This is a genomic window from Suicoccus acidiformans (assembly GCF_003546865.1).
GTDB lineage: Bacteria > Bacillota > Bacilli > Lactobacillales > Aerococcaceae > Suicoccus > Suicoccus acidiformans.
On record NZ_CP023434.1, the window covers coordinates 2,114,591 to 2,139,159 of the forward strand.

Here is a 24,569-nt window from a genome sequence, read left to right on the forward strand (position 1 = left end):
GAGGTGTAAGATGTTGGAGCAAATTCTACAAAGCCTTTTGATTATCGCAGCAATAGGACTGATGTTGCTCGTCCTTTATCGGATTGTGAAAGTTTCAGTTGCTTTGTTTCTTATCGGACTCATCAGTGGATTAGTCTTTATAGAAATCTATGGAATCTACCTCTTCTTTACTGAGAGATACCTCTATACAGAAGATTTAGCCACCAATGGTATTTGGAGTTTTACAGGATATTTTATTGCTTTGAATCTATTTCTCGTTTTAAGCTTTATTATAAAGTGGTGGAGAAATAGAATAGTTTAACACGGAGGATTACCGATTGGTAGTCCTTTTTCTTGTGATAAATTTTCCAAGATAATCTTGTTATGATGTGGCTATCACTAATAAAGGAGTAAGCCATGTTAAATAAAGTGAAAGCTCGATTTCTGATTGGAGTAGGAGGTTTAATCGCAGTCAGTTTTATGGTCATGATTGGCTATACGATTGGCTCACAATCCGTTTCAAAACAAACTGAGCACCAAATACGAGCAGAAGCCAATAAACTTGTGACAAAGGAAAAGCAGGAGGAAAGAGCGACAGTCCTATCAGATGAGCTTGTCAAAGAATTTCTTACTCAATATTTCACCAAGGTCCAGCTTGGTGAAAATAACGCTCGTATCAAGCCCTACATGACGGATTCGGCATTTTCAGAAGAGGAAGCAAATCAGAATAATGCAATTAATCAAGTTTATAAAGATTATATGCTTGACTACCGATTTGAATCAGCCAGTATCTATGTCAATACAGAAAGCAATGTTGCACTTGCGGAAGTTACCTACCAAGTGACCTATGTTTCTGATTTGAGTGAGCAACAACAGCGAACCACTCAGACAGAAATCAAGACGGTTATGTTATCCTACTCCAAAGTTTCCGACAAGCTCCTGGTTAATCAGTTGACCATTTGGAATGGGAAACTGGAGGACATGAAAGAAGCCACAAATGGTGCTAATTCCAGCATACCAACGATCCAAGGAACTACAACAAGTGAGAACAACTAGCAGGAGACAGTCTTCTGCTTTTTTTGATAGGGAGACAAGATGACACGAATTAAAATAGTAAAACAAAAGGCCATTTTAGATGTGGCTGAAAGTTTAGGTTATTCCTTCAGACGTTTATCAGGACACATTTATGAACACCCAGACCATGATTCCTTTCGGATTTTTGCCGATACCAATACTTTCAAATGGTTTTCAAGAGATATACAAGGGGATGTGATTGACTTTGTTCAATTAGTGGCAGGTGTTACTTTCAAAGAGGCTGTATCCTATCTTGAAACTGGAGATTTTGAACAGGCTACGGTAATAGAAGAAACTTATCAACCGTTTCAATATTATTTGCATGAAGAGCCGTTTCAGCAAGCACGTATTTACTTAAAAGACATCCGTGGCCTAAGTGATCAGACTATCAATACCTTTGGTAGACAAGGATTGCTTGCTCAAGCTACTTATCAAGCGGAGTCAGTTTTAGTGTTTAAAAGCTATGACCATAATGGTGTCTTACAGGCCGCAAGCCTTCAAGGTCTCGTCAAAAATGAAGAAAAACACGATCGAGGTTATCTCAAAAAAATCATGAAAGGCTCAAAAGGCCATGTTGGTATTAGTTTCGATATTGGGAATCCCAAGAGACTCATTTTTTGTGAATCAGTTATAGATATGATGAGTTATTATCAACTTCACCAAAAGCAGCTATCAGATGTTCGCCTGGTGTCAATGGAAGGCTTAAAACTTTCAGTGATTGCTTATCAGACTTTACGTCTAGCAGCCGAGGAACAAGGGAAATTGGCATTTCTAGATACAGTAAAACCAAGCAGACTTAGCCATTATCTTCAGGCAATACAAGAGACGACAACCTTTTTTCAAACTCATTCAAACGTGCTAACATTGGCTGTTGATAACGATGAGGCAGGAAGAGAATTTTGTCAGAAACTGTCAGATAAAGGACTTCCAATCACCAAAGATTTACCACCATTGCAGGGACTGGAAACAAAGTCAGATTGGAATGATATTGTGAAGCAACAGAAGGAAATATCCTTAAGCAATCTTATTCAGTCAGCCCAGATACAAGCCATTAAGAATCATCCTCCACCAAAACGAGAGCGTGCTATGGAATTGTGATAACAAAATCAAGTCCGCTATCATAATCTAGAAAGGGACAAGGAGGACACCCTATGAGTGTGATTGAACGTCTGGCTGAAAAAGTAGCTAGGCAAGAAGAAAAGGTCTCACGTGAGACAGAGAAATTGGAACACTATCGTGACCAACTACAAACAGCTATGTACAGTACCTTTATCAAACGGCAACAATCTAGTCAGTTGTCATTTCATGAAGCACTAGAGCAAGCCTTTGGTAAAGAAACCACACTACACTCAAATTACAGAAATGAGGATACAGAATGAGTAAAACATGGAATTTTGATCAGCCACTAGACGATGTGAAACCAACATCGTCCCATGAAGAACGAGCTAAAATCGCAGCACTCTTCCATAAACAGGATGAAAAACCAATTGAAGAAGTAGACTATGTGGCTGCTTTTGAACAACAACAAAAGGAGTCAAAATATAAAGATGACCAAACGCTCGCATCAACCGTTAAACAAAGTCAGCCGAAGAAGGTAAATATCACAAGTGACTATAAACAACACTTGGCTGATACCATTGCACAAAATAACAAGGATATTTCAGCCTGTCAAAAGCAAATTGAAGAACTTCATCAATTGATTGATGAAAAGAAAATCCAAAATAAAAAGTTGCAGGCTATTTCAGTAGCCATTGATGATTTATAAGTCAGGTAGTCCTATGCGGGCTACCTTTTTACAATTGAAGGAGAAGATAATGAAATTTTTTCAAAAGAAAAAACAGAACCAGGATCAATTTAAACGACTGATTCATCGACTATCTGAGATGTCAGATACTGAATTAACCAAAGTAGAACAACTCCTAGATGTGGTTTTTGATACAAATTTTAAGCCTGATAGGAACTTTGAATTATCTCAAAGCGTTATAAACGATGAGGAACAAAGTCTTGATAAGTCGATCCAAGAAGCGAAAAATAAACTTCACACGGAACAATTGGAAAAAAACATTGAAAGGTTTAGACAAGGTAGGCGAGAGAGCAATAATAACAAATAACAGACCAATTATTTTGGCCTGTTTTTTGAAATATGTGTCTTCGTTGAATCGTAACAATATAGCCTAACTAGATTATTATCTCGTGAAGGTTCCACATTGAACATAAAATAATGGTCACGATGGTCTTTCGAATTTTCCTTATTTAGCTTAAAATAGGGCTTTTGAGATTTTGCCATGGCAAGCATAATATCATCTGTTAAAAAAGTAAGTGGAGTATCTAGAGCTGAGTAGCGATAGAAATCCTCTTCAAATTTTCGGTAACTGTCACTAAAATAGTCCATCTGGAGTTGGTTCTTATTATAATCAAGCTGATTCATACTCTACCTCCAAGTCTATTGTAAGAATTTCAGAGATTTGGATACTGATATAGCCTTCTTTTGTTTCAAATGAAATCAATTGAAAAGTCAAGTTCTTTACTTTTCCTACATAAGTCCTACCAGGAACTGTCAGAATACCAGTTAATTGGTGGCTATATAGTTGATTGAGTAGCAGTAGCTTATCTGCCAAACTTAACTCACTTGAATAATCAATGCGATTACGTTCTTGTTCTAAGCCTGATGTATGTTCTGATAAGAAAAATCCCATCCATTTGGCCATTTTTCGGTCTTGATATTCTCTAGCAACCTTAAATGGCAGATAACTTCTATCAATCATTTTAATCCCTCCAATCCTCCAGCGGAATGTCCGCCGACTAATCTACTGCGAGCAATTGCCCTTGAATTTTCTAATAAAGAACTAGCTTTCTGTACAGCAAGAAATCCAAATCGATCACGAATGGAATCAATGGTTGTCTCCAATTTTTCCTCTTTTTCGCTTTCTTCAAAATCATCAAAAAGAGAAATCACAGCAAAGTTTTCATCCACCAATCCATCGTACCTTACAGCAATGCTTCTAACTGCCCCTCCATCGTATTTAGCACGAAAGAGAGAAACAACTTCATCTTGAAAAACAAGCGTACGATTATTTGGGTTAATTTTTCTCTGAACATTGATTGATTTCTTGTTTTCGAAGTTTGAATAGCCTACATTTATGGCAACTACGGTTGCTTTTTTGTGCATTCTGCGTAGCCGAATCGCAACTTGCTCTGCCATTTCACGTAGGACAAGCTCTATATCGCTTTGACGTGTATAGTCTTTGTGAAGTACTTGTGAATTACCAATCCCAACTTCTTTTGGCCGATAGGGTTCATGGACATTGCTCTCATCAATACCATTAGCATGAAACCAATGTTGCACGCCAATCACACCAAATTCTTTTTTCAAGATAGTAGGGTCACAGTTGGCCAATTCTTTAATGCTGTAGATTCCCAATTTGTTTAGTCTTTTTTCTGTTCGTGAACCTATTCCCCAAAAGTCAGTCATTTTTGGAATATTCCAGACCTTCGTTTCAACATCTTGATAAGACCAATTGGCACGCATGGTAGCAGTGGTTTTAGCTTCGTTATCAAGTGCTAACTTAGCTAAAAGTGGATTGGCATTACTCATTCCAACAGTTGAATAGACACCCGTTTTTTCCCAAATATTGTGTTGAATTTTTGCTGAAACCAAATCTAATTTATATTTACGACTAAGAGTTTTATCTCCAACAAAATAATTTAGTGATGAAGTTAAGTCAATAAATCCCTCGTCAATTGAATAAGGGAGAATATCTGTTGGGTCTGCATAATTTTGAAATACTTTTTGGATTTCTAGATTTTTTTGGATGTACAAGTCCATTCTTGGTGGCACGATAAAGGTACGCTTAGCCCAGTTTTCAATATAAGAGACGAACTTGGCATCTGTTGGTAGTCCAGAAATGCTTGCACGGTAATAGTTAAATTTTCGTGTGTGGACATCAAAGGGGAGGTCATAAGCTCTACCGACGTTCCCTTTACCAAATATCTTCTTAAACATTGGAGAAGAGGCTAAAATTAGTCCAGTAGAATTATCTGCCCTACTCATAACACAAAGAGATGTATGGAGTGGATGAAGCCCTCTCTCCACGCATTCAATGGACGCATAGAAGGATTTCATATCAACAAAAGCAATATCGCTACGAGGTTCTTTTGAGTAGTCGACATAGCCCATAGTATTCACCTAGATTTCAATTTTGCTAACTCATCTACCAATTCTGTTAGATGGTCTGTTACATCATACTCCTTTTGGTCGAGTAATATAATAATGCGATTTGATTTAATGTAAATCATGTCGTCAAACTCTTTAGACATTTCTAACCTCCAATCACAGGCATGAAGTGGCCAACAACTTTGCCAACAATTCTGATTTCATCTTCAAATGGGATAAATCTTTCAGCAACATCTGGGTTAATTGACACCATTCGGAATCCATCTTCTTCACGATAGAGTTTCTTGATATAGAGCGATCCATTCCAATTCAAGGCATATACAGCTCCATCGTAATCAAAACCAGTTGATCTGATTAAAGCGACTTCACCGTCTTTATAAACAGGTTCCATAGAATTACCAGAAATCCATGTCGCTATATCGAATCCTGTATATTCATCTTCCGAATAGACAGTCTCAGTTTCAAATTCATCGTATAGACCTTCACCAGGACCAGCAGATAGTTGGATCTCAGATAGGACTTCCACAGCAAACAGCGGAATAATTTTATTGTGAATCCCTTGTTCTTGAAGTAATTCTTCAGCATACTTCTCTACTTTTTCCTGGTTCTGTAAAGAAAGCTGAAGATAAGTATTCACTATTTTATATTCTGACTCAAAATATGTTTCAGGAACATCTAATAGGATAGCCAGCTGTTTGAGATTGCTTTGGTTTGGTTTGGTCTTTTCATTTTCCCAGTTGAAATAAGAAGATCGGTTTATATGAAGTTTATCTGCTAGTTCAGATTGAGAATAGCCGAGTGTTATTCGTCTTTCTTTTAATCGTTTACCAGAAAACATATTACCTCCTGAAAACTTTTGTTGTTTTATAAACTAACAAAATTATATCATAAAAGATTTAAGATGCAAGAGGAAAGTAATGTAAAACATATCATGAATTTATTATTTAAAAATAATAGAATGATTTATGTGATATAATTTCAATAAATAACTTTTCAAACTAAATATGCGAGGGTCAGGTAGTCTATATGATATCAAGAATTATAATACAAAACTTTTAACGTTTTCAGAAAGTTGATTTTACTTGTAATTCTGAAGTTAATATTTTGTTGGGGAGAACGGTTCTGGGAAAAACCAAAAGTAAATTTTATGGTGCGTGTACACGTACGAGGGGAAACCTATATTTTGTAAATCAATCCGATTTAGGAAAATATAAGAAGATGATGTAAAGGAAATATCATATTAGGAGAGAGTATGAGAATAGCTAAAAATTTATTTATAAAAAGACCAATGAAGTGGCAGTATATTTTATCAATTGTTATGGAGATTCCAGTTTTTATATGGTTTATCAGAAATATTCCACAAGTCTTGTGGCAGTGGGGGGTAATGATAGGTTATATAATAATTTCTTTTATATACTATATAATAAATAGTGGTGATATGATATATTACTCGTTAGTGGCAACAGTTTTGACTGGTGCCTTTTTCTTGAACGGCTATATTTTAGTCTTGAACGGTAATGTTTTTCCCGTTTAGGAAAGTTAAATGACTGTTCAGGAAATGGTGATTATTTTTGTAAGAAGAGTGCTATACTAAAGGTGTCAAGTTGCAACGGACAAATCAATAAAAATAGAAAACATAAGGAGATATTCATCATGAATACACAAACAATTTCACAATTTGAACTTTTGGACACTGAACTGCTTGCGACTGTTGAAGGTGGAGCCTCAGGTAAATGTATTGCAGGTGTTGTGGTAGGTGCTCTGTTAGGCTCTGTCGGAGGACCATGGGGTTCAGCAGCAGGAGGTGCTGTTGGAGCTGGTTTCTTCTGTTAGTAGGTCTCTTTATGAAGAAATCAATATTTCAGTATAGAGTAACTTTACAATCATTATCACCAACTGCTCGAATGATACTGTCAGTTCTATCATCTTTGTTGATATATCAGATGATTTCAGGTGGTATTTCTGATATGTTAGCATTTACTATCAGATGTGCATTACTCATCGGGACTTTGGGAATAATTGTTAGCGGTAAAGGCTATTTATTCCAAAAGAAATAGGTTGCAATAGATTCTTTCAGGACACCAGCATTATTAGATTTGATAAAAATTGCATCAGAAGAGGATGATAAATAATTTTTCAGAGAGCGTCAGCTCTCTTTTTTCTTACTCTCATTTTCAATTCTGTGATACCTTTTCCAAATCACCTCTATTATCCTAATATCATTCCTAAGAAAATCAATCCTTGATTTTTCACTGGGGGTTTGGGGGCGAAGCCACCAAGTTATCTTATCGTTAGCTGTCAAAACTGGAAGGTTTTAATCAGCTGACGATATGATTTTTGGGATATTGTGGACACAATATCTGAGCTCGCAATGACCGAACAAGAAGGGACTTAGGTCTTTAGGAAGCGTACTGACAATGTGAGGCAGCCTGACATTGTCAGACAAGTATAATGTTGAAAGGATAGTAGGATGGGACGAGAAATTAAGTTGATTCGTAAGCAATTTAGAATCACGAGACAAGAAGAAAAACAGATAAAAGAAATGATGAGGGAACAAAAACTGGATAGTTTCTCAGAATTTCTTCGTCAAAATTTGTTGAAAAAAAATTACCAGGATAGAATTTTTGAAAGTTGGTTCTCTCTTTGGCAATCTCAAAAGTTTGAGCAGATTAGTCGAGATGTGTATGAAGTTTTGATTATTGCAAGAGAAAATCACCAAGTGACTCAAGAACACGTTTCAATCTTATTGAGCTGCGTTCAAGAATTGATAGCGGAAGTCAATCAAGTACAACCACTCAGTCATGAGTTTCGTGAAAAATACATGAGATAGGAGGCTACTATGGTTTATCGATATCGCACTAATCTCAAAAAAGTATTTTTAACAGATTCAGAGTTACATCAATTGAATGAACGAATTGCTAAGAGTCATTGTCAAAATTTTTCAGTCTATGCCAGAAAAGTGTTGCTGAATCCCAATATGTCATTTGTCACCATTAACACGGATACCTATGACCAGTTAGTATTTGAATTGAGACGGATTGGAAATAACATCAATCAAATTGCGCGTGCCATTAATCAAAGTCATCTGATTTCTCAAGAACAGTTACAAGAATTAAGTAAGGGAGTTAGTGAGTTGATTACTGGAGTGGAGAAAGAATTTCAAGTGGAAGCGAAAAGACTGAGGGAGTTTCATGGTAGTCACTAAACACTTTGTAACGCACGGAAAAAAATACCGTAGGCGTCTGATTAAGTATATCCTCAATCCCGATAAAACGAACAATTTGAAATTGGTATCTGATTTTGGCATGAGCAATTACTTAGACTTTCCCAGCTATGAAGAAATGGTAGAAATGTACAATGTCAACTTTACCAATAACGACAAGTTGTACGAATCCAGAAATGACCGACAAGAAAAACGCCAACAAAATATTCATGCCCATCACCTCATCCAATCATTTTCTCCCGAGGATAATCTGACACCTGAAGAAATTAACCGCATTGGTTATGAGACCATGATGGAATTAACAGGAGGCCGTTTTCGTTTTATCGTGGCAACTCATACAGACAAAAATCATGTTCATAATCACATCCTAATCAACGCCATTGATCGTAATTCAGATAAAAAGTTGATATGGAATTATGCCTTGGAACGAAACCTTCGTATGATTTCAGACCGCATTTCTAAAATGGCAGGGGCAAAAATTATCGAGAAGCGTTACTCGTATTGTGACTATCAAAAATATAGGCAGTCTAGTCATAAATTTGAATTAAAGCAACGCCTTTATTTTTTGATGCAGCAGTCAAAGTCCTTTGATGATTTTTTAGAAAAAGCGGTGCAGTTACATGTTCATATTGATTTTAGTCAGAAGCATAGTCGATTCATGATGACAGATAGAGCTATGACAAAGCCAATTCGAGGACGCCAACTCAGGAAACGAGATTTATATGATGAAGAATTTTTTCGTATACATTTTGCCAAGCAAGAGATTGAAAGTCGATTAGAATTTCTGTTGAACTGTGTTAATTCATTAGAGGAGCTACTATTAAAAGCAAAAGAATTGAATCTAACCATTGACTTAAAACAAAAAAATGTAACTTTTATACTGGAAGAAGATACTCAAAAGATAAGTTTGGGTCATAAAAAAATAAGTGACAAGAAATTATATGATGTTAATTTTTTTCAAGCTTACTTTAAAAATAAGGAGGTCGGTGATTCAGAAGGATTAGAAAATTTACTGGAACAGTACCATGCTTTTCAAGAAGAACGAGATAAGGATAAGGTATCCACTGAAGAGATTGAAGAAGCCTTTGAGACATATAAGGAAAAACGAGATGCCGTTCATGAATTTGAAGTGGAACTTGCAAAGCACCAAATAGAGAAGCTAGCTGATAAGGGCGTTTATATCAAGGTGTCTTTCGGTGTCAAACAGAGCGGTCTTATTTTTATTCCCAACTATCAATTAGATATTCTTGAAGAAGAGAATCGGAAAAAATTTAAAGTCTATATCCGTGAGACAACCTCATACTTTATCTATAACAAAGAACATTCGGATAAGAATCAGTATATAAAAGGGCGAACCTTGATTAGACAGCTAACAAACGATAGTCGAGTGATACCATACAGAAGACCAACTGTTGAACGACTTCAAGAAAAGATTTCTGAGATTAACCTCTTAATTGAGTTAACAGAGACAGATAAGAAATATCAAGACATTAAAGACGAGTTGGTCAAAGAAATAGCAGAGCTAGATATCAAATTAACTCAAATCAATGAAAAAATCACCACCTTAAATAAGATAGCGGAAGTGCTTATCAACTTGAAGAGTGAAGAACCAAATAGTCGAAAACTAGCAAAATATGAATTTTCAAAACTAAATTTGACAGAATCCATTACATTAGAACAAGTAAGCGAAAAAATAAGAGTAATGCAAGAGGATCTAAGTCAGTATCTTTATGAGTACGAAGGATTAGCTAGGAAATTAGAAACATTGATTGAAAGATTAAATATTGATAAAAAATCACATCGAAAAACATTGGATGTAGTATTGATGGAATAATGAAAGTTATATAATTTGTTGCTCAAAGTCATTGGTGAAGTGGCGACATATTTTTCTAGACATGATATTCTCCTATTTTCTTTAGTGTAGAACACTTTATAAGACTGTCTAGTTTAGTGTAACCTATTCAATATTTGACTTTATAGCGATGACTGAGTTTTGTGATAGACTGTTCTTGATGAAGTAATGAGAGAACAATTTCTAATCTCAATTCTAATAATTTAGAACTTCTTTTGGACATATGAAAACTCCCTTTATAGTGTACAGTAAATTTTTTTGTTTTTTCACTGGCTATTATATGGGGAGTATATCAGATTACTATGAAATTTTAGATTTTATTTTTTATTATGGCTAAAACCGGTTACAGTTTATCACACACTAAATGGATGTGCAAATATCACATAGTTTTCACACCTAAGTACCGGAGAAAATCCATTTACTACAAAATTAGACAGGACTTAATTTCTATTTTCCGTCATCTATGTCAATACAAAGGCGTGGAAATCGAAAGTTTTGGGCTAGAGGCTACTATGTTAGTACCGTTGAACTGAATGAAAAGACAGTTGCTAAATACATTCGCGAGCAGAAGAAAAATGACATTGCACTTGATCAATTGAGTGTCAAAGAGTATAAAGATCCATTTTCAGATAGTAGATTTAGAATAATATAAAAGCCCGTTGTTACGGGCTTTAGACAAGTAATTATAGCACTAACCTAAACGAAGTTCAGCGAACGTCTTTAGACGTCGCTGGAGAGAAACGGCTTATAGCCGATGTACAAGCCACCCGTTTTCACGGGCAGTTATGACTAGAAACAAATTGTTTAAAATGTTATAATGGCAGTGTTAAATCATTTTAGATTGTCACAAATATGAGAAGCATAATAGTGAATTTGATAATTTTTTTCATGCTTAAAAACTCCTTCTTATTAATTAAAGGCATTCTAGCATATTATTGGATTCTAGTTTTTCTTTTTTGTATATCTGTAAAAGTGAGGGGATGAGTTGAAAGAGTTTGGGGAAATCTTTAAAATATTGCGAGAATCAAAAAATCTTTCTTTAAGAGAGGCTTCAGAAGGTGCTATATCTATGGCACAATTATCAAGGTTTGAGAGAGGGCAGAGTAGTATATCTATTGATTCATTTTTTCAATGCTTGGATAATATAAACGTATTGTTAGATGAATTTCAAGTTATATATAATAATTATACTCTTACAGATGATATTAGATTTAATAAAGAGTTATTTGAAGCATACCTAAATAATAACTATTTGAAATTAAATAAATTTTTAAATAATTTAGAGATGGAAAAACTCAAGTATCCTAATAAAAAATCTTTATATTTAAATAGTGTAATAGTGAAAATAGTTATATATACATGTGATCAAAGCAGAAAAGTTCCTAAAAAAGATGTAAACTTTTTAGTTGATTATCTTTTTTAGGTTGAACAGTGGGGGCGGTATGAATTGTGGTTGTTCATTAATAGTGTGAACGTTCTTACTATTGATACCTTAGTAACTTTGTCGTCTGAAATGCTTAGTCGAGTGCAATTTTACGATGAGTTGTTAGAGAATCGCAGAAAGATTTATCAAATGCTTTTAAATGTTGTTACGATTTGCATTGAAAGTGACTGTCTAGCTCAAGCACTAAAATTTATGAATATTTTAGATTCTCTCCAATTATCGGAAGCAGATGTATTTGAGAGAATTATACTTCGTTTTAATAAAGCATTTTATTCTTTTAAAAGAGGAGATAAAGATTCAATGAAATTGATGTTAGAATATATTGATATGTTAAAAAAGTTGGATTGTTTAGGAACCGCAGAAAAATTATTTAGTTCAATTAGTGATTTTGTGAATATGTAAAAAATAAAGGATAATACAATTGTAGTTATAAAATAAGATTGAGGTGACGACCTCAATCTTATTTTTTATGGAGGAAGCATTATGTATCAAAAACCAACAATTGAAAAAATTGAAGATACTAAGATTATTGCTACAGTTGTGGCAATTATCGTAGCTTAAACTATCATTCAATTTTTCTTTCGGGACGAAATATGGAGCAAAAGCGATTTTGTTCCATATTTTTATAATTTTGAGGTTGATAAAATGTTAAAAAAACAGAAATTGTCACTAATAGTTCTTACGTTATTATTGTTGAGTGTTATTGGTACACTTGGTTTTGGTCAATATTTTTTTAGGATACTATTTTCATTTTTTTTATTAGTTGTAGTTATTACTTTTTTACCATTATTAAGACAGAAAGTTAATTATTCTTACTGGCTACAAGTAATTCTTTTTGGGCTACCAATGCTGCTCCCAGCTTTTTTGTTTCAAGTCAAGGGGATTTCATTCGCTGTAGGGGACTCAATGAGCTTCGTAAGTTTTTTGTTAAGTTTTATTTTCTTAGTAGTAACTTTATTTTTGTTACATTGTAAGGATTATGAGCTGAAGCTATCAAGTCCCACTTTTAATTTAAATATCTCAAAAAGAGAGGTATTTTTAACTATTTTAACTATGTTATATAGTATTTTTGCAGAAGAGATGTATTTTCGATTCTTTATTCTTAGTGAGTTGAAGGACTACAACCATTATTTAAAAATTCTGATTTTAATATTGTCTGGTTTTTTATTTGTCAGTGCACACTATTTAAATAGATGGGCAACGACAATGTTTACTTATAGAAATTATGTATCACAGTTTATTCTGAGTATGCTTTCTGGAAACATTTTTTTGATAACAGACTCACTATTTTATCCTTTGATATTACACATAACCTATAATTTCCCAGAAATATTTTTTATTTTGAAGAGATTGAAATATCAGCAACGACATTATGAAAATGATGAACCTTTCTTTGATGATTATTAGAATAGGAGTATCTATAGAAATGTTAAATATAATTAAATCTGTGTATAAAAAAAATCGTATCTCAATATTACGTGCATACCCCGTCTCATTTATTCTTCAACGTGTTTTAAGTTCAATTTTCGCTTTATTAACGCCAGTGCTACTATATTATTTTGTTTTCAATGGAAAAATAGGGAATGAATTTTCTAATAAGGCTTCAGGAATGAATTATTTATTGTTTGTTTCACTGGGATATGGAGCTTATGCAGTTTCTATTGCAACATTGATGAATGTTGGACGAAGTCTTATTTCAGAGATTCGTGAAGGAACTATTGATTCGTTTCTTCTATCCCCAGCTTCTAGATTGGGTTACTTTCTAGGGACTTTCGTAGAACAACTTGGACGATCAATTATAGAATTTTTTTTAGTTATTATTTTTTCATTATTTCTAGGAGTTAGGTATAATTTTGAAAATATTATTAGTATGTTTTTATTAGTATTTTTTATTGCAATAGTGAGTTTTTCAATGACTTTAATCCTTTCCAACATTATGGTATATACAAGGGATACGTTCATAAGCCAAAATACACTTTTTATTATATTAAGTTTTTTATCAGGAGTATCGTTTCCTGTTACTTATCTTCCAAAGCAATTACAATTTTTTAGTAATTTGATACCGTTGACTCATGCGATTAATGTTTTACGAGATGTATCGACTGGCAATATCAGTACATCTACGGTATTTTCAAGTATTCTAGCAATTATAGAAGGAGTGATTATTTTTTATTTAGGATATAGATGGTTTGAAAAATTAGAAAGAAAGCTAATTGAGGAGGTCTTTTCATAAATGTTAGAAATGAAGCAAGTGTATAAAAGTTATTATGAGAATAACGAAAAAAACTTTTTTAAAAGATTTTTAAACAAAAATAGGCAGAGAAAAGATGTTATTAAGGGAATTGATATACAAATTCCTAAAGGAAAAATAGTGGGATTACTTGGCATAAATGGTGCAGGGAAAACAACTACTATTAGAATGCTCTCAACATTATTAACACCTAGTAAAGGTGAGATACTAATTGATGGTATTAATACTAATAGTGATGAAAAAGAGACCAAAAAAAAGATTAATGTTATTTCAGGGGGAGAGAGAAATTTATATTGGAGATTGACAGGAAAAGAAAATTTAGAATATTTTGGAAGTCTTTATGGGATTGATAAAAAGGAACTGAACAATCGAATTGAAGAGTGTTTAAAGATTGTTAAACTAGAGGACTCGTCAGATGTTCCTGTCGAAAAGTATTCTAAAGGAATGAAGCAAAGACTTCAAATTGCTAAAGGATTAATAAATAATCCAGATTATATTTTATTAGATGAGCCTACCTTAGGATTAGATATTGTAATTGCAAAAGAGTTACGACATTATGTCTTAAAACTTGCAAAGGAATTAAATAAGGGAATTCTTTTAACAACTCATTATTTAAAGGAGGTAGAAGAATTATGTGATTATATTTATTTATTGGACAATGGGACAATTTTAAAAGAGGGTTCTCCATCCGAAATAGTTAAAAGTGTTAGTCCAGAAAAACTTGTAAAAGTTAAATTTGGTAAAAAAGACGAAAGAGATGTGAAAGAGGCAGTTAATAAATTAGATATTCCTGTTAAGAGTATTTGGGATAATGATGAGTCGATTATTCTAAAATCAAAGAATAATATCATTCAAGAATTTCTATCTGTATGTAGTAGTTATAGTAGTATTTCTATTGAATCTATAAGTATAGTTGAACCATCATTGGAGGATTCACTAATGGAGATTTGGCATGATAAATATTAAAGAAGAATTTATAATGTTGAAAGCAGAAATTATAAAACAACAAAAGAATTATCAAAATTCGTTAAGTAATGTTATGTCCTTAGTAGTTTGGCCAATTATAATTTTTTTCCAGACTTTTTATACCTATAAATCGTTTGATTTATCTTCTCTTAAAAGATTCGAAATAGAGAATCAAACGGATTTGTTAGTATTTCTTATAACGGGGACATTGGTATATAACTGCTATTGGTCGATGGTACAAAGTGCTTTTCTATTAACATTTGAACGACAAAATGGAACTTTAGAAGCGGTTTTTATAACTCCTACTTCTTTAACTAATTTCTTGTTGGGACGTGCCCTAGGTGGAATTTTAACGAATATTGGAATGTTTTTATCCTTTATTACAATTTTATTTGTAATAGTTGGAACAATTTCTGTTGAGTTGATTTGTTCTTGTTTGCTATCATTAATGGTGATTATTATTTCATCAGCCATTTGGGGGGCTTTTATAAATTCACTATTTTTAACTTCTAGAGATTCAAATTACTTGTTTACAATTTGTGATGAGCCTATGAGAATTTTATCAGGGACAAGTATCCCAGTAAGTGCATTTCCAGTAATTGGAAGAATTGTGTCATTTATTTTTCCATCAACGTACTGTTTATATATGGTCAGAGGAATATTTTTTAAAGAGCATGTATCACCAAGTATTTGGGGAGGCTTCATAATAGTTTTATCGGGCTTGGTGATTATTACTATTATTATTTCTAAAGAAGCTTATAAGAGAAATAAGGTAACTGGAAAATTATTTGTTTACTAATTGAAAAGGAGAGAGGATTATTTGTATGTATTCAAAAAGTTTAAAGACTTATTTAGCAAAGGTTGAAGAAAAATTCATTATTACTGATACTATTGACGTTTATGAGGTTAATGAAGTTGGAGCTAGAATTTTTGATTTATGTAATGGTAAGAACACGGTCGAAGATATTGCAATTGTTTTAGCAAAAACAAAGTATAAATTTCTAATTATCTTTTTATATTTTCTTAAATGCTCGTAAAGCCTTATTCTATGTGCTTTCGAGTATTTTTACTGTAGGAAGATACTTCACGTTTCTTTGCATATTTCCTCATGTCTTAGCTGTCAGAAGTGGTAAATAAGTAGTAAATTCATTTGTACTACTAAGCAACAAGACGCTCCTGTTGCTTCTCTTTATTCAAGCGTTTCATTTCTGCCATTGCAGAATCGAATGTTGCATGTGCGTAATAGTTCAGCGTCATGGCTATATTAGCATGTCCCATAATGTACTGTAATGCCTTTGGATTCATTCCTGCATTTGCATAGTTGGTACAGAATGTATGTCGCAAACTATGTGGAGTGATGTGTGGCAATTTATCCTCGTTATACTTATTGTATTTCTTAACAAGACCTTTCATCATGCCGTTGTAATCACTTGCCACTTTTGGATAGTTCTTTCTATTAAGAAAGAGGAAATCACTATATCCATCAATCTCAACACGCTTATCATTCTTTCGATTCGCTAACACTCGCTTAAATGCTTGATAGGCTTCTTCAACCATAGGAACTTGACGTTCGCCACTTTTGGTCTTTGGTGTTTCAATGTAGTACCCAATTTCAGTATCTCTCAATAGCTGATGGTCTATATTGACAAGACGATTCTCAAAATCTAAATCTGGAAGTGTCAAACCACCAAACTCTGAAATACGAAGACCTGTTTTTAAGAGTATCAGAATTTCATCATAATTTTTGCTGTAGGTTTTATCAGCTTTTGCAAAGGCTAACAGTTTTTCTTCCTGTTCTTCTGTTAGTACGGTCTTAGGGACAGTATCATCATCAAGAACTGCTTTCAGTTGAAAGTCAAATGGATTCTTCCGAACACAATCATCTTGTATAGCAATATAGAATGAAGCCTTTAAAGAACGTTTGTAGTTATTGATGGTTTGATAAGCATAACCATTTTCACTCATTCTAATAGCCCATTCTTTAGCGTCTGATGGCTTAATACTGTCAATACTTCTTACACCTAACTTGTCTTTCTTCAAAATATCCATAAGATATTTGCGTCCAGTTTCAGTGTTTTTTCTAACCTTTGGTCTTTGAGCGTTCTGTTTTGCGTAAAGCTGGCAGAGTGTCATTTTCTTTCCTACAACATCAATACCATCATGAATGTCTTTCTGTAACTCTGCGATTTTCTCTCTAAGTGAGATACAATCACGCTTTCCTGCTGGTACTCGGTCTGTAGCCACAAGTTTCCACGAGTAAACAAATTGCGGTTCTCCAAATGAATCTATATATTTGTATAAGTATCTTCCGTCTTTTCGTTGGCTCTCTCCAGTCTTTAAGATTCGACCTTTATTGTCACGTCTTTTTTCTGACATGGCATTTGCTCCTTTCCTTTATGGAAAGAGCCTTGATACGACTTAATACTATTTTATCATATACAAGACCCTTTGGCGACGCTAGATTGCGTCCAATGTATCTATAATTTTTTCAAATTGTTTTCGTTTAATCTGAATACGATTGCCATTCATAATCAGCCAATTTGCATTTTTATTTTCCTCTGCCAAGCGTCGTAGCTTGTTTTCGCCAATACGAAAATATTTTGACGCTTCTTCAATGGTTAGGGTATAACGTTCCCAAATAGGAATGTCAGTCTGCTTCATAAAATCCTCCTTTCCAAATCACTTATTTGGATTTCATAAAAGTTGTTTTACCAGCAATCGAACAGCTTTAGCAAAGCTCACGGGAGTTCCACCCCTGCATGGTTCTCATGTAGCCATACTCATTGCCTGCGACGGTTTTATCACGCTCGGACTATTGACTGTATGGGAGTATCATTATCACGATAAGAATGTCGTTGCAGGCAATCCTGCTAAAGATTGCTTCTCGGATCACTAACATGAATCGCTGTAAATGCTAAACTAAAGTTACCAGTTTCTGCTAATTAAGTTTTTCCACTTTTGCTACTCATTTACTGGATCATCTTGTACAATATTATTTTCAATATTGAATGAGGTGAATCTATGATAGGAGCAAAATTAATGCTATATATTCAAGTTAAGCAGCTTTATGAGAAAAAGATGAAGATTTCTCAAATAGCTAAGACACTCGGTCTATCCAGGCCAACAGTCCGGAAATATTTAAGTATGTCCTTTGAGGAAGCAGAAGACTGGAGTCATAAGCAAGGAAAGCGTAAGAAAATTCTTGATGAGTACCAAGAGTGGATACTCGAATGGTTGAGGGAATACCCTCATCTTAGCAGTGCTCAAGTCAAGGATTGGTTATTGGAACGCTTTCCGGATTTGAAAGTCGGTGATAGTACTGTGCGACTATATGTCACGCACCTTAGAGAGGTACATCAAATACCTAAGCAGGAAAGTCCGCGACAGTATCAAGCAGTGCCCGAACTGCCAATGGGCCAACAAATACAAGTAGATTGGGGTGAGAGTACACAGAAGACAGATAAAGGAACAAGCATTAAGCTATACGTAATGTGCTTTATTCTGTCGCATTCTCGATACAAATATATGTATTGGCTAGACCGTCCCTTCACAACTCAAGATGCCATTCGTGGCCATGAGTTAGCCTTCCAGTACTTTGGTGGACGAACTGAAGAGATTGTCTATGACCAAGACCGGATCATATCTGTATCAGAGAATGCGGGAGATTTAATATTAACATGTCGCTTTCAACAGTATGTCAATGAAAGAGGCTTTAAAGTCAGCTTGTGTCGTGCAGCGGATCCTGAATCTAAAGGAAAAATTGAAAGTATGGTGAAATATGTAAAACAAAACTTTGCTGATAGTCGCGTATATTCTAATCTTGATAATTGGAATAAACGTGCCATCCGATGGCTCGAGCGAACAGGCAATGAGAAGAAACATGAAGTAACGAAAAAAAGACCCAGAGAAGTATTCGCTACCGAAAAAGAATACTTAATCCAGGTCCCTCAATTAAACACATTTCCAGATGTGATTAACACAAGTATAACAAGAAAAATTAGTAAAGACAATACAGTCATGTATAAGAGTAATCGATATTCCGTTCCGCTTGGAACGTATGGCGCATTGCCTCACAATCAATGCTTAGTGTCACTGACTGATGAAGAACTATCAGTGATACATCCTGTTACACAGGAAGTGATAGCCACGCACAAATTAAATCAAGGAAAAGGAGCATTAATCCAAAAGAAAAGCCACTGTCGTGACAAAAACCGAAGTTCACAACATTTGAAAGAGTCATTACTAAAGCAGCTTCAAACAGATACGATTGCGACTCGCTATGTGAAGACCGTTTGTAAGAACTATCCTCGTTATCAAATTGATCAACTGACGATGATTCAATCGGTTGTAGATGACGATATAAACATCGCTATTAAAGGGATACACCAATGTGACAAGCTCAACTTATACAGCGCAAATGATCTACGCTTGATAGTTCAATCTTTAAAGCAGCGCGAAGCATCTGAACGCATTGATATTGATGGATCTAGTGATAATACAATGAGGGATACCTATTATGTAACGACTAGACCCATGTCAATATATACAGACATTCTGAAAGGGAGTGAACACAAATGACACAGTCTGTCAGTGACCTTCAAGAGAGCTTCAAGCAGCTGAAATTAGGTGAAACAGCGCAACAGTTACCGATACTGTTAAGGCAAGCAGAGCAAGACAACTTGACCTATTTGGAATTTTTAACGGAGTTGGTAAGATACGAACAAACACAACGAGACGCCAAGCGTGTAGAACGGTATATGAAATGGGCACAATTTCCCTATCATAAACGTTTGTCACAATTTGATATTCAGGCTCAACAGAGTCTAAGCCAGCGACAATTAAAGCAATTAGGCGAACTAACTTGGATTGATGACCAGTTCAATTTGATTTTACTGGGACCTCCAGGCGTTGGCAAGACGGCTTTAAGTGTAGGCCTTGGCATTGAGGCGATTGAACAAGGCTATCGAGTGATGTTCGTGACTATGGGGCAATTAATGACCTATTTAAAAACTGAAGAATTCACACGCAAATCGCAAATTCAACTGAACCGCATACGCCAGGCCGATTTAGTCATCGTTGATGATTTAATGTATATGGCGATGGAAACTTATGAAGCGAACTTGTTTTTCCAGTTGATAAGTCAATTATATGAACATTCATCGCTAATAATTAGCTCAAATAAAGCCCCAGATCACTGGGGTGAGCTAATTGGTGATCCTGGCATTACAACGGCTATATTAGACCGAATTTTACACAGAGTAGAGGTGATTAATCTAAACGGTGATAGTTACCGCATGAAAAATAATCAGAAAATTTTTTCCGCTGAAACTTAGCAGAAGTGGAAAATATTATTTAGCAAAAAGTGGAAAATTTTACTTGACGGTAACAATCGCTCGCTATCTTTATAAGATAGGTCATGGCGGTTAGTTCCGTTGGCTCTTTTCTTATCGAAACGTATTCGATTACTTTTATTCAGTTTTCAAAGAACAATGGCTCGTTAGCCTATCAAAACACATTGAAAGCTCAATATGCTTTGGTGGAATAACAAACCTCCCTGTTCGGGAAGCGTGGAATGGTTTAGCACGCTTCCACGAAAGGAGAGAGGATATTACTTAATTTCAAATGACAAAATCTTTGTAATCAGTCTGGTTTCCATTCTTCCACGTAAGACTTCATCAACGACCATACTTTGATTGCCATATTCATCTTTCATAAGTCGTAGGGAACGCTTCGTTATGTACCCTCTGTAATGATGTAGAATCTGGTTAATCGCTTCGGTATCGCCATCTGTTGCCTTTACAATGAGAGGAAAGGGAATCATAGGATATTGTGTTTTCATTCTTCAAATTCCTCCATAAACTTTTTAATTAAGGCTAGTCCACTGGTTCTATGCCGATAGACAGTAGAACGGTTCAATTTCAACAGGTCTGCAATTTCTGAATCGCTCATGTCCATAAAGTAAAACAGCAGTAGAATTTCACGTTTCTTGTCTGGCAACTCACGTAATGCTTCACTCAACAAATCATTTTCAACGCCTACTGATAACCCATTGAGTGTAAAAATCTGAAAGTCAGTTGAATAGTTATCTGTTGTCGCAAACTGGCTAACAAGATAATCGCCAACATCCGAAAAGGACACCTCACGCTTTGCAATCCTTGAAAGATAAAGCATATAATTCTTTCGCTCGTCTTCCATAGCACGTTTACAGATATAGTCAAACTGATTTTCTATTGTGGTCTGAAAAGAAGATGGTTTCATGTTTCTCACCCCCTTTCTGTCTAGGAAAGGAAGTGAGCCTTGCTCGTTTATCTCCTTTCACTCTTAGTCCCAATGTGAAAGGGGGATTTGTTGCATTACTGATAAATAAACTTTGTAAAAAAGTTCTGAATAGCCAAAAAAGCATATAAACAGATTTATTTCTCTGTTTACATGCTTCTGTTATTCTATCTATATGATTTATAAAACCACATTGGTGGACGTACTTATCTATTGCAGATAGACGACTTTTTTTGACAAGAACCCAATGTAAGGAAATTTATTGTATATGATGTACTTCATGGCGACGTTGACCTCCAACAAACCGCCATTTGGAAGTAATATACAATATTTTAACAGCGTAAATAGCACTACCATATAACGGTTTTTTTTATTGGCGTTTAGTAGTGCTTTTTATTAAATATAAACCTATAAACCATATAACACGTTTTTCTATACCTGTTTTTAATTCAGTAGGAACAATAAAATGTATAGAGGTGGTCTACTATGCGTAAAAAAGAAGATAAATATGATTTTAGAGCCTTTGGTTTAGCCATTAAAGAAGCTCGATTGAAACGAGGTTTAACTCGTGAACAAGTGGGAGCATTGATTGAAATTGACCCACGGTACTTAACTAATATTGAAAATAAAGGGCAACACCCCAGCATACAAGTTCTTTATGACCTTGTATCGTTACTTCATGTTTCCGTTGATGAATTTTTCTTACCTGCTAATAACTTGGTAAAAAGCACCCGACGATTACAGATAGAGAAATACATGGATAGCTTTACAGACAAAGAACTATCCTTAATGGAATCTTTAGCCAGCGGTATCAACGAAGCAAGAAACATCGAAGACTAATTAAAAGAATCCATACATAACGGAAAGAGCCGATAAAATGAGATTGTATTAATCTCATTTTATCGGCTCTGCGTCTTTGCGTCTGGCTCTGTAATCACAGTTACTTTGAACTGCTTTATTTCAATTAAATTTTCTTGTCTGCATTTCGGACAATAGAGGGGGAATTTTTTTAATTCAGTATCTTCCCTTATCTTTAATCGTGTTTTATTTCCACATACAGGACACAATATCCACTTGTAGTTTATAATAACTATCTCCTCCTTTACACTTTAATTCAAATCTTTATTAAAAAATATTTCATCTTATTTAACAAGAAACCATATTTATATAACAACATAAAATACACTAAGTTATTTTATTGAACATATATCGTACTTTATCTATCCGACTATTTGGACGACGGGGCTGGCAAACAGGTTCACCGGTAGTAACATGGTACCCTTTTAACTCTGTTAAACAAACACTACGTCCATTTGTAAAGAAAGTTAAATCACTACGATATTCTTGAATACACCGAGCAGGGATTTCTCCACTAAGAATGACCTCATTATTTTTCAATTGAGTGTCTACGATGTTCGCACAATATTTAGGAGCATCGTTGTATGCTCGTGAAAGATATTCCTGTGGCGCATAAATTTTAAAACTAAGATATGGCTCTAACAATTCTGTTCCAGCTTTTTTTAAGACTTGTTCCAATACAATAGGAGCAAGCATCCGAAAATCTGCTGGGGTACTAACAGGGCTATAGTATAAGCCATACTTAAAACAGATTTTACAGTCCGTCACATTCCAACCATACAATCCTTGTTCACAACCATAGCGTATCCCTTCCATAACTGCATTTTGAAATGATTGATTTAAGTATCCAAGAGAAACCGAGCTCTCATACTGCATTCCACTTCCCAACGGAAGCGGTGATACAGATAAACCAATGGAAGCCCAGAAAGGATTTGGCGGCACTTCGATGTGAATGGTATATTCTGCATTTTTTAACGGTCTCTCCATATAAATGACTGCAGGCTCTTTTAGTTCTATCTCCACATGATACTTTTCTTGCAACAGTGCACTAATCACTTCCATTTGTACTTTCCCTAAGAAAGAAAGTATAATTTCATGTGTCGTAGAATCCACGTAATATCGTAGAAGCGGATCACTATCTGAGATTTCCAAAAGGGCATCAAGCAACATTTCTCTCTGTTCAGGTTTACTCGGTTCAACAGTTGTTTGTAGTAGAGGGTGCGGATTTTCAATCTTTTTTCTCTGTGGCAATAGTTTTGTATCTCCAAGAACACTATTTAACTTCAAAAACTCATTTTGCAAAATAACAATTTCTCCAGAATAAGCTCTATCAATCTTACATAATTCACCATTTATTGAAGTATACATTTCTGTAACTTTTATTTTTTCTTTTTCTGATACTCTAACCGAATCTCGTAAATGTAGTACTCCACTATAAAGGCGTATATATGCAAGACGTTGTCTTTTTTTTGTATATTCAATTTTGAAAACAATTCCGCAAAGTTCAGACGGACCTCGATGTGTTGATGAATAAAATTTATTAGTAATAACTTCTATAAGGTTATCAATCCCTATATTACTTTTTGCACTTCCATGATAAAGAGGGAACAGAGAACAATTCTGAAATCTTATGCTTTCCTCTTGTTCGAGTTCCAATGCTTCTAATGATTTACCGGACATATATTTCTCTAAAAGGTCATCGTTTCCCTCTATTACCGTATCCCATTGTTCAGATTCGGTAAAGTTCGTCACACACACATTAGGATACAGTTCTACCTTCTGTTTGATTACAATTTCGGCAGAAAGTTTCTCTTTAATATCCTGATAAACCGTTGATAAATCAATTCCATTTTGGTCAATCTTATTGATAAAAAAGATTGTGGGAATCCCCATTTTCCTAAGTGCATGAAATAATATACGAGTTTGTGCTTGTACGCCATCTTTTGCAGAAATCAGTAGAATTGCCCCATCTAAAACTGATAATGAACGATATACTTCTGCTAAGAAATCCATATGTCCTGGCGTGTCTATGATGTTCACCTTCGTATTTTCCCACTGAAAAGAGGTTATTCCTGTCTGAATTGTAATTCCTCTCTGACGTTCTAAAAGCGTATTATCCGTCCTCGTTGTACCTTTGTCCACGCTTCCTAATTCTGTAATCGCTCCACTGTTATATAATAAGCTTTCTGTTAAGGTAGTTTTTCCTGCATCAACATGAGCTAAAACTCCAATATTAATAATTTTCATGTGATTTTCCTCCATTCAAAAGCCCAAAAGGGCATAAAAATCCCAGTGATAAATACTCTTATCACTGGGATTTTTATGCATAACCATAGGCATACAAAGCATACAGATATTCTCCGGATACTTTAGAATCACATGATAAAGGTATTCTTAAACTGGGTACAAAAAACTAAGCCCTCCTAAAAAAGGACATCCAATTATTTGTTCCCGCTATCAAATTGACAGTTT

General features: G+C 34.7%; 31 protein-coding genes and 3 pseudogenes. 23 read left to right on the forward strand and 11 right to left on the reverse strand.

The features are described 5' to 3' along the window. The first annotated feature begins 10 nt into the window (after nt 1–10). The 6 genes from CL176_RS09905 to CL176_RS09930 all read left to right on the forward strand — a co-directional run bounded on the left by CL176_RS09905 (nt 11) and on the right by CL176_RS09930 (nt 3,164). Nucleotides 11–301: a DUF5966 family protein gene (locus CL176_RS09905; protein ID WP_118991163.1), complete on the forward strand. Its 291-nt coding sequence runs from the start codon at nt 11–13 to the stop codon at nt 299–301. A gap of 95 nt (nt 302–396) precedes the next feature. Continuing rightward, a complete protein-coding gene (locus CL176_RS09910; protein WP_044980767.1) occupies nt 397–1,035 on the forward strand; it encodes a hypothetical protein in 639 nt (212 codons plus the stop codon). A 39-nt stretch (nt 1,036–1,074) separates the two neighbouring features. Continuing rightward, nucleotides 1,075–2,151, forward strand: a complete 1,077-nt coding sequence (locus CL176_RS09915) for a toprim domain-containing protein (RefSeq protein WP_014621291.1) — start codon at nt 1,075–1,077, stop codon at nt 2,149–2,151. Between the two features lie 53 nt (nt 2,152–2,204). Then, complete coding sequence (locus CL176_RS09920; protein ID WP_012775533.1) at nt 2,205–2,432, forward strand: DUF5965 family protein; 228 nt, start codon at nt 2,205–2,207, stop codon at nt 2,430–2,432. Then, on the forward strand, nt 2,429–2,818 hold the full coding sequence (locus CL176_RS09925; RefSeq protein WP_024408868.1) for a DUF5945 family protein: 390 nt from the start codon (nt 2,429–2,431) through the stop codon (nt 2,816–2,818). The genes CL176_RS09920 and CL176_RS09925 overlap by 4 nt, the downstream gene beginning before the upstream one ends. Before the next feature lie 49 nt (nt 2,819–2,867). Next, a complete protein-coding gene (locus tag CL176_RS09930; protein ID WP_162890954.1) occupies nt 2,868–3,164 on the forward strand; it encodes a hypothetical protein in 297 nt (98 codons plus the stop codon). 8 nt (nt 3,165–3,172) lie between these two features. Here CL176_RS09930 and CL176_RS09935 read toward each other — a convergent pair whose 3' ends face one another. From CL176_RS09935 to CL176_RS09955, 4 genes are all read right to left on the reverse strand, one after another. Then, nucleotides 3,173–3,481 carry a DUF5960 family protein gene (locus tag CL176_RS09935; RefSeq protein WP_118991165.1) on the reverse strand — a complete coding sequence of 103 codons (309 nt, stop codon included), beginning with the start codon at nt 3,479–3,481 and terminating at the stop codon, nt 3,173–3,175. After that, nucleotides 3,468–3,818: a hypothetical protein gene (locus tag CL176_RS09940; protein ID WP_118991166.1), complete on the reverse strand. Its 351-nt coding sequence runs from the start codon at nt 3,816–3,818 to the stop codon at nt 3,468–3,470. The genes CL176_RS09935 and CL176_RS09940 overlap by 14 nt, the downstream gene beginning before the upstream one ends. Further along, nucleotides 3,815–5,230, reverse strand: a complete 1,416-nt coding sequence (locus CL176_RS09945; RefSeq protein WP_118991167.1) for a Y-family DNA polymerase — start codon at nt 5,228–5,230, stop codon at nt 3,815–3,817. The genes CL176_RS09940 and CL176_RS09945 overlap by 4 nt, the downstream gene beginning before the upstream one ends. 142 nt (nt 5,231–5,372) lie before the next feature. Beyond that, nucleotides 5,373–6,065 carry an XRE family transcriptional regulator gene (locus tag CL176_RS09955; protein WP_118991169.1) on the reverse strand — a complete coding sequence of 231 codons (693 nt, stop codon included), beginning with the start codon at nt 6,063–6,065 and terminating at the stop codon, nt 5,373–5,375. 414 nt (nt 6,066–6,479) lie between these two features. Between CL176_RS09955 and CL176_RS09960 the strand changes: the two genes are divergently transcribed. From CL176_RS09960 to CL176_RS10025, 14 genes and pseudogenes are all read left to right on the forward strand, one after another. Next, on the forward strand, nt 6,480–6,761 hold the full coding sequence (locus tag CL176_RS09960) for a hypothetical protein (protein WP_228475338.1): 282 nt from the start codon (nt 6,480–6,482) through the stop codon (nt 6,759–6,761). 119 nt (nt 6,762–6,880) lie between these two features. After that, nucleotides 6,881–7,060, forward strand: a complete 180-nt coding sequence (locus tag CL176_RS09965; RefSeq protein WP_012775540.1) for a Blp family class II bacteriocin — start codon at nt 6,881–6,883, stop codon at nt 7,058–7,060. An 11-nt stretch (nt 7,061–7,071) separates the two neighbouring features. Next, the gene (locus CL176_RS12380) at nt 7,072–7,284 is read left to right on the forward strand and encodes a hypothetical protein (RefSeq protein ID WP_162890955.1); all 213 of its coding nucleotides are present in this window, start codon (nt 7,072–7,074) and stop codon (nt 7,282–7,284) included. A 413-nt stretch (nt 7,285–7,697) separates the two neighbouring features. Further along, complete coding sequence (locus tag CL176_RS09975; protein WP_000532243.1) at nt 7,698–8,057, forward strand: SAG1252 family conjugative relaxosome accessory protein; 360 nt, start codon at nt 7,698–7,700, stop codon at nt 8,055–8,057. Between the two features lie 9 nt (nt 8,058–8,066). Further along, complete coding sequence (mobC, locus tag CL176_RS09980) at nt 8,067–8,432, forward strand: plasmid mobilization relaxosome protein MobC (RefSeq protein ID WP_000263041.1); 366 nt, start codon at nt 8,067–8,069, stop codon at nt 8,430–8,432. After that, nucleotides 8,419–10,284 carry an SAG1250 family conjugative relaxase gene (locus tag CL176_RS09985; RefSeq protein WP_118991170.1) on the forward strand — a complete coding sequence of 622 codons (1,866 nt, stop codon included), beginning with the start codon at nt 8,419–8,421 and terminating at the stop codon, nt 10,282–10,284. The genes mobC and CL176_RS09985 overlap by 14 nt, the downstream gene beginning before the upstream one ends. A 347-nt stretch (nt 10,285–10,631) precedes the next feature. Then, nucleotides 10,632–10,954, forward strand: a pseudogene (locus tag CL176_RS09990) (transposase). 333 nt (nt 10,955–11,287) lie between these two features. Further along, nucleotides 11,288–11,725, forward strand: coding sequence for a helix-turn-helix domain-containing protein (locus CL176_RS09995; protein ID WP_118991171.1), 438 nt, complete (start codon nt 11,288–11,290; stop codon nt 11,723–11,725). A 12-nt stretch (nt 11,726–11,737) separates the two neighbouring features. Beyond that, nucleotides 11,738–12,148, forward strand: a pseudogene (locus CL176_RS10000) (Rgg family transcriptional regulator); the annotation flags it as partial. A gap of 243 nt (nt 12,149–12,391) precedes the next feature. Next, on the forward strand, nt 12,392–13,153 hold the full coding sequence (locus CL176_RS10005; protein ID WP_118991173.1) for a CPBP family intramembrane glutamic endopeptidase: 762 nt from the start codon (nt 12,392–12,394) through the stop codon (nt 13,151–13,153). Nucleotides 13,154–13,172: 19 nt separating this feature from the next. Continuing rightward, nucleotides 13,173–13,979, forward strand: a complete 807-nt coding sequence (locus CL176_RS10010; protein WP_118991174.1) for an ABC transporter permease — start codon at nt 13,173–13,175, stop codon at nt 13,977–13,979. Next, nucleotides 13,980–14,963 (forward strand): ABC transporter ATP-binding protein, encoded by a 984-nt coding sequence (locus CL176_RS10015; RefSeq protein WP_118991175.1) that lies wholly within the window; start codon nt 13,980–13,982, stop codon nt 14,961–14,963. It abuts the gene before it with no gap. Then, complete coding sequence (locus CL176_RS10020; protein WP_118991176.1) at nt 14,950–15,762, forward strand: ABC transporter permease; 813 nt, start codon at nt 14,950–14,952, stop codon at nt 15,760–15,762. The genes CL176_RS10015 and CL176_RS10020 overlap by 14 nt, the downstream gene beginning before the upstream one ends. A gap of 25 nt (nt 15,763–15,787) precedes the next feature. Continuing rightward, nucleotides 15,788–16,000 carry a PqqD family protein gene (locus CL176_RS10025; RefSeq protein WP_118991177.1) on the forward strand — a complete coding sequence of 71 codons (213 nt, stop codon included), beginning with the start codon at nt 15,788–15,790 and terminating at the stop codon, nt 15,998–16,000. 121 nt (nt 16,001–16,121) lie between these two features. On the opposite strand, the gene CL176_RS10030 is transcribed toward CL176_RS10025, so the two are convergent. Next, nucleotides 16,122–17,339: a tyrosine-type recombinase/integrase gene (locus CL176_RS10030; RefSeq protein WP_001291561.1), complete on the reverse strand. Its 1,218-nt coding sequence runs from the start codon at nt 17,337–17,339 to the stop codon at nt 16,122–16,124. Nucleotides 17,340–17,420: 81 nt separating this feature from the next. Further along, nucleotides 17,421–17,624, reverse strand: coding sequence for an excisionase (locus CL176_RS10035; protein ID WP_000814511.1), 204 nt, complete (start codon nt 17,622–17,624; stop codon nt 17,421–17,423). Between the two features lie 360 nt (nt 17,625–17,984). Here CL176_RS10035 and istA point away from each other — a divergent pair, with 360 nt between their 5' ends. Further along, nucleotides 17,985–19,541, forward strand: coding sequence for an IS21 family transposase (gene istA / locus CL176_RS10045; RefSeq protein WP_240430329.1), 1,557 nt, complete (start codon nt 17,985–17,987; stop codon nt 19,539–19,541). Beyond that, nucleotides 19,538–20,296 (forward strand): IS21-like element helper ATPase IstB, encoded by a 759-nt coding sequence (istB, locus tag CL176_RS10050; RefSeq protein WP_118989491.1) that lies wholly within the window; start codon nt 19,538–19,540, stop codon nt 20,294–20,296. Before istA ends, istB begins: the two co-directional genes overlap by 4 nt. A 275-nt stretch (nt 20,297–20,571) precedes the next feature. On the opposite strand, the gene CL176_RS10055 is transcribed toward istB, so the two are convergent. Both CL176_RS10055 and CL176_RS10060 read right to left on the reverse strand, forming a co-directional pair. After that, entirely contained in the window at nt 20,572–20,802 is a 231-nt protein-coding gene (locus CL176_RS10055) for a helix-turn-helix domain-containing protein (protein ID WP_000857133.1), read from the reverse strand. Then, nucleotides 20,799–21,221: a sigma-70 family RNA polymerase sigma factor gene (locus tag CL176_RS10060; protein ID WP_000804885.1), complete on the reverse strand. Its 423-nt coding sequence runs from the start codon at nt 21,219–21,221 to the stop codon at nt 20,799–20,801. Before CL176_RS10060 ends, CL176_RS10055 begins: the two co-directional genes overlap by 4 nt. A 504-nt stretch (nt 21,222–21,725) precedes the next feature. Here CL176_RS10060 and CL176_RS10070 point away from each other — a divergent pair. Continuing rightward, entirely contained in the window at nt 21,726–22,079 is a 354-nt protein-coding gene (locus tag CL176_RS10070) for a helix-turn-helix transcriptional regulator (protein WP_001227347.1), read from the forward strand. A 59-nt stretch (nt 22,080–22,138) separates the two neighbouring features. Here the strand turns inward: CL176_RS10070 and CL176_RS10075 are convergent, their stop codons facing one another. The 3 genes and pseudogenes from CL176_RS10075 to CL176_RS13110 all read right to left on the reverse strand — a co-directional run. Then, a complete protein-coding gene (locus tag CL176_RS10075; protein ID WP_000336323.1) occupies nt 22,139–22,306 on the reverse strand; it encodes a cysteine-rich KTR domain-containing protein in 168 nt (55 codons plus the stop codon). Nucleotides 22,307–22,424: 118 nt separating this feature from the next. Then, on the reverse strand, nt 22,425–24,344 hold the full coding sequence (gene tet(M) / locus CL176_RS10080) for a tetracycline resistance ribosomal protection protein Tet(M) (RefSeq protein ID WP_118991178.1): 1,920 nt from the start codon (nt 24,342–24,344) through the stop codon (nt 22,425–22,427). Between the two features lie 15 nt (nt 24,345–24,359). After that, nucleotides 24,360–24,407: pseudogene (locus CL176_RS13110) on the reverse strand (hypothetical protein); the annotation flags it as partial. Between the last annotated feature and the right edge of the window lie 162 nt (nt 24,408–24,569).

Bases quoted from the DNA above. Each gene is read 5' to 3' on its own strand.
- CL176_RS09905 (WP_118991163.1), top strand. From the start codon at position 11: ATGTTGGAGCAAATTCTACAAAGCCTTTTGATTATCGCAGCAATAGGA.
- CL176_RS09910 (WP_044980767.1), top strand. From the start codon at position 397: ATGTTAAATAAAGTGAAAGCTCGATTTCTGATTGGAGTAGGAGGTTTA.
- CL176_RS09915 (WP_014621291.1), top strand. From the start codon at position 1,075: ATGACACGAATTAAAATAGTAAAACAAAAGGCCATTTTAGATGTGGCT.
- CL176_RS09920 (WP_012775533.1), top strand. From the start codon at position 2,205: ATGAGTGTGATTGAACGTCTGGCTGAAAAAGTAGCTAGGCAAGAAGAA.
- CL176_RS09925 (WP_024408868.1), top strand. From the start codon at position 2,429: ATGAGTAAAACATGGAATTTTGATCAGCCACTAGACGATGTGAAACCA.
- CL176_RS09930 (WP_162890954.1), top strand. From the start codon at position 2,868: ATGAAATTTTTTCAAAAGAAAAAACAGAACCAGGATCAATTTAAACGA.
- CL176_RS09935 (WP_118991165.1), bottom strand. From the start codon at position 3,481: ATGAATCAGCTTGATTATAATAAGAACCAACTCCAGATGGACTATTTT.
- CL176_RS09940 (WP_118991166.1), bottom strand. From the start codon at position 3,818: ATGATTGATAGAAGTTATCTGCCATTTAAGGTTGCTAGAGAATATCAA.
- CL176_RS09945 (WP_118991167.1), bottom strand. From the start codon at position 5,230: ATGGGCTATGTCGACTACTCAAAAGAACCTCGTAGCGATATTGCTTTT.
- CL176_RS09955 (WP_118991169.1), bottom strand. From the start codon at position 6,065: ATGTTTTCTGGTAAACGATTAAAAGAAAGACGAATAACACTCGGCTAT.
- CL176_RS09960 (WP_228475338.1), top strand. From the start codon at position 6,480: ATGAGAATAGCTAAAAATTTATTTATAAAAAGACCAATGAAGTGGCAG.
- CL176_RS09965 (WP_012775540.1), top strand. From the start codon at position 6,881: ATGAATACACAAACAATTTCACAATTTGAACTTTTGGACACTGAACTG.
- CL176_RS12380 (WP_162890955.1), top strand. From the start codon at position 7,072: ATGAAGAAATCAATATTTCAGTATAGAGTAACTTTACAATCATTATCA.
- CL176_RS09975 (WP_000532243.1), top strand. From the start codon at position 7,698: ATGGGACGAGAAATTAAGTTGATTCGTAAGCAATTTAGAATCACGAGA.
- mobC (WP_000263041.1), top strand. From the start codon at position 8,067: ATGGTTTATCGATATCGCACTAATCTCAAAAAAGTATTTTTAACAGAT.
- CL176_RS09985 (WP_118991170.1), top strand. From the start codon at position 8,419: ATGGTAGTCACTAAACACTTTGTAACGCACGGAAAAAAATACCGTAGG.
- CL176_RS10005 (WP_118991173.1), top strand. From the start codon at position 12,392: ATGTTAAAAAAACAGAAATTGTCACTAATAGTTCTTACGTTATTATTG.
- CL176_RS10010 (WP_118991174.1), top strand. From the start codon at position 13,173: ATGTTAAATATAATTAAATCTGTGTATAAAAAAAATCGTATCTCAATA.
- CL176_RS10015 (WP_118991175.1), top strand. From the start codon at position 13,980: ATGTTAGAAATGAAGCAAGTGTATAAAAGTTATTATGAGAATAACGAA.
- CL176_RS10020 (WP_118991176.1), top strand. From the start codon at position 14,950: ATGATAAATATTAAAGAAGAATTTATAATGTTGAAAGCAGAAATTATA.
- CL176_RS10025 (WP_118991177.1), top strand. From the start codon at position 15,788: ATGTATTCAAAAAGTTTAAAGACTTATTTAGCAAAGGTTGAAGAAAAA.
- CL176_RS10030 (WP_001291561.1), bottom strand. From the start codon at position 17,339: ATGTCAGAAAAAAGACGTGACAATAAAGGTCGAATCTTAAAGACTGGA.
- CL176_RS10035 (WP_000814511.1), bottom strand. From the start codon at position 17,624: ATGAAGCAGACTGACATTCCTATTTGGGAACGTTATACCCTAACCATT.
- istA (WP_240430329.1), top strand. From the start codon at position 17,985: ATGATAGGAGCAAAATTAATGCTATATATTCAAGTTAAGCAGCTTTAT.
- istB (WP_118989491.1), top strand. From the start codon at position 19,538: ATGACACAGTCTGTCAGTGACCTTCAAGAGAGCTTCAAGCAGCTGAAA.
- CL176_RS10055 (WP_000857133.1), bottom strand. From the start codon at position 20,802: ATGAAAACACAATATCCTATGATTCCCTTTCCTCTCATTGTAAAGGCA.
- CL176_RS10060 (WP_000804885.1), bottom strand. From the start codon at position 21,221: ATGAAACCATCTTCTTTTCAGACCACAATAGAAAATCAGTTTGACTAT.
- CL176_RS10070 (WP_001227347.1), top strand. From the start codon at position 21,726: ATGCGTAAAAAAGAAGATAAATATGATTTTAGAGCCTTTGGTTTAGCC.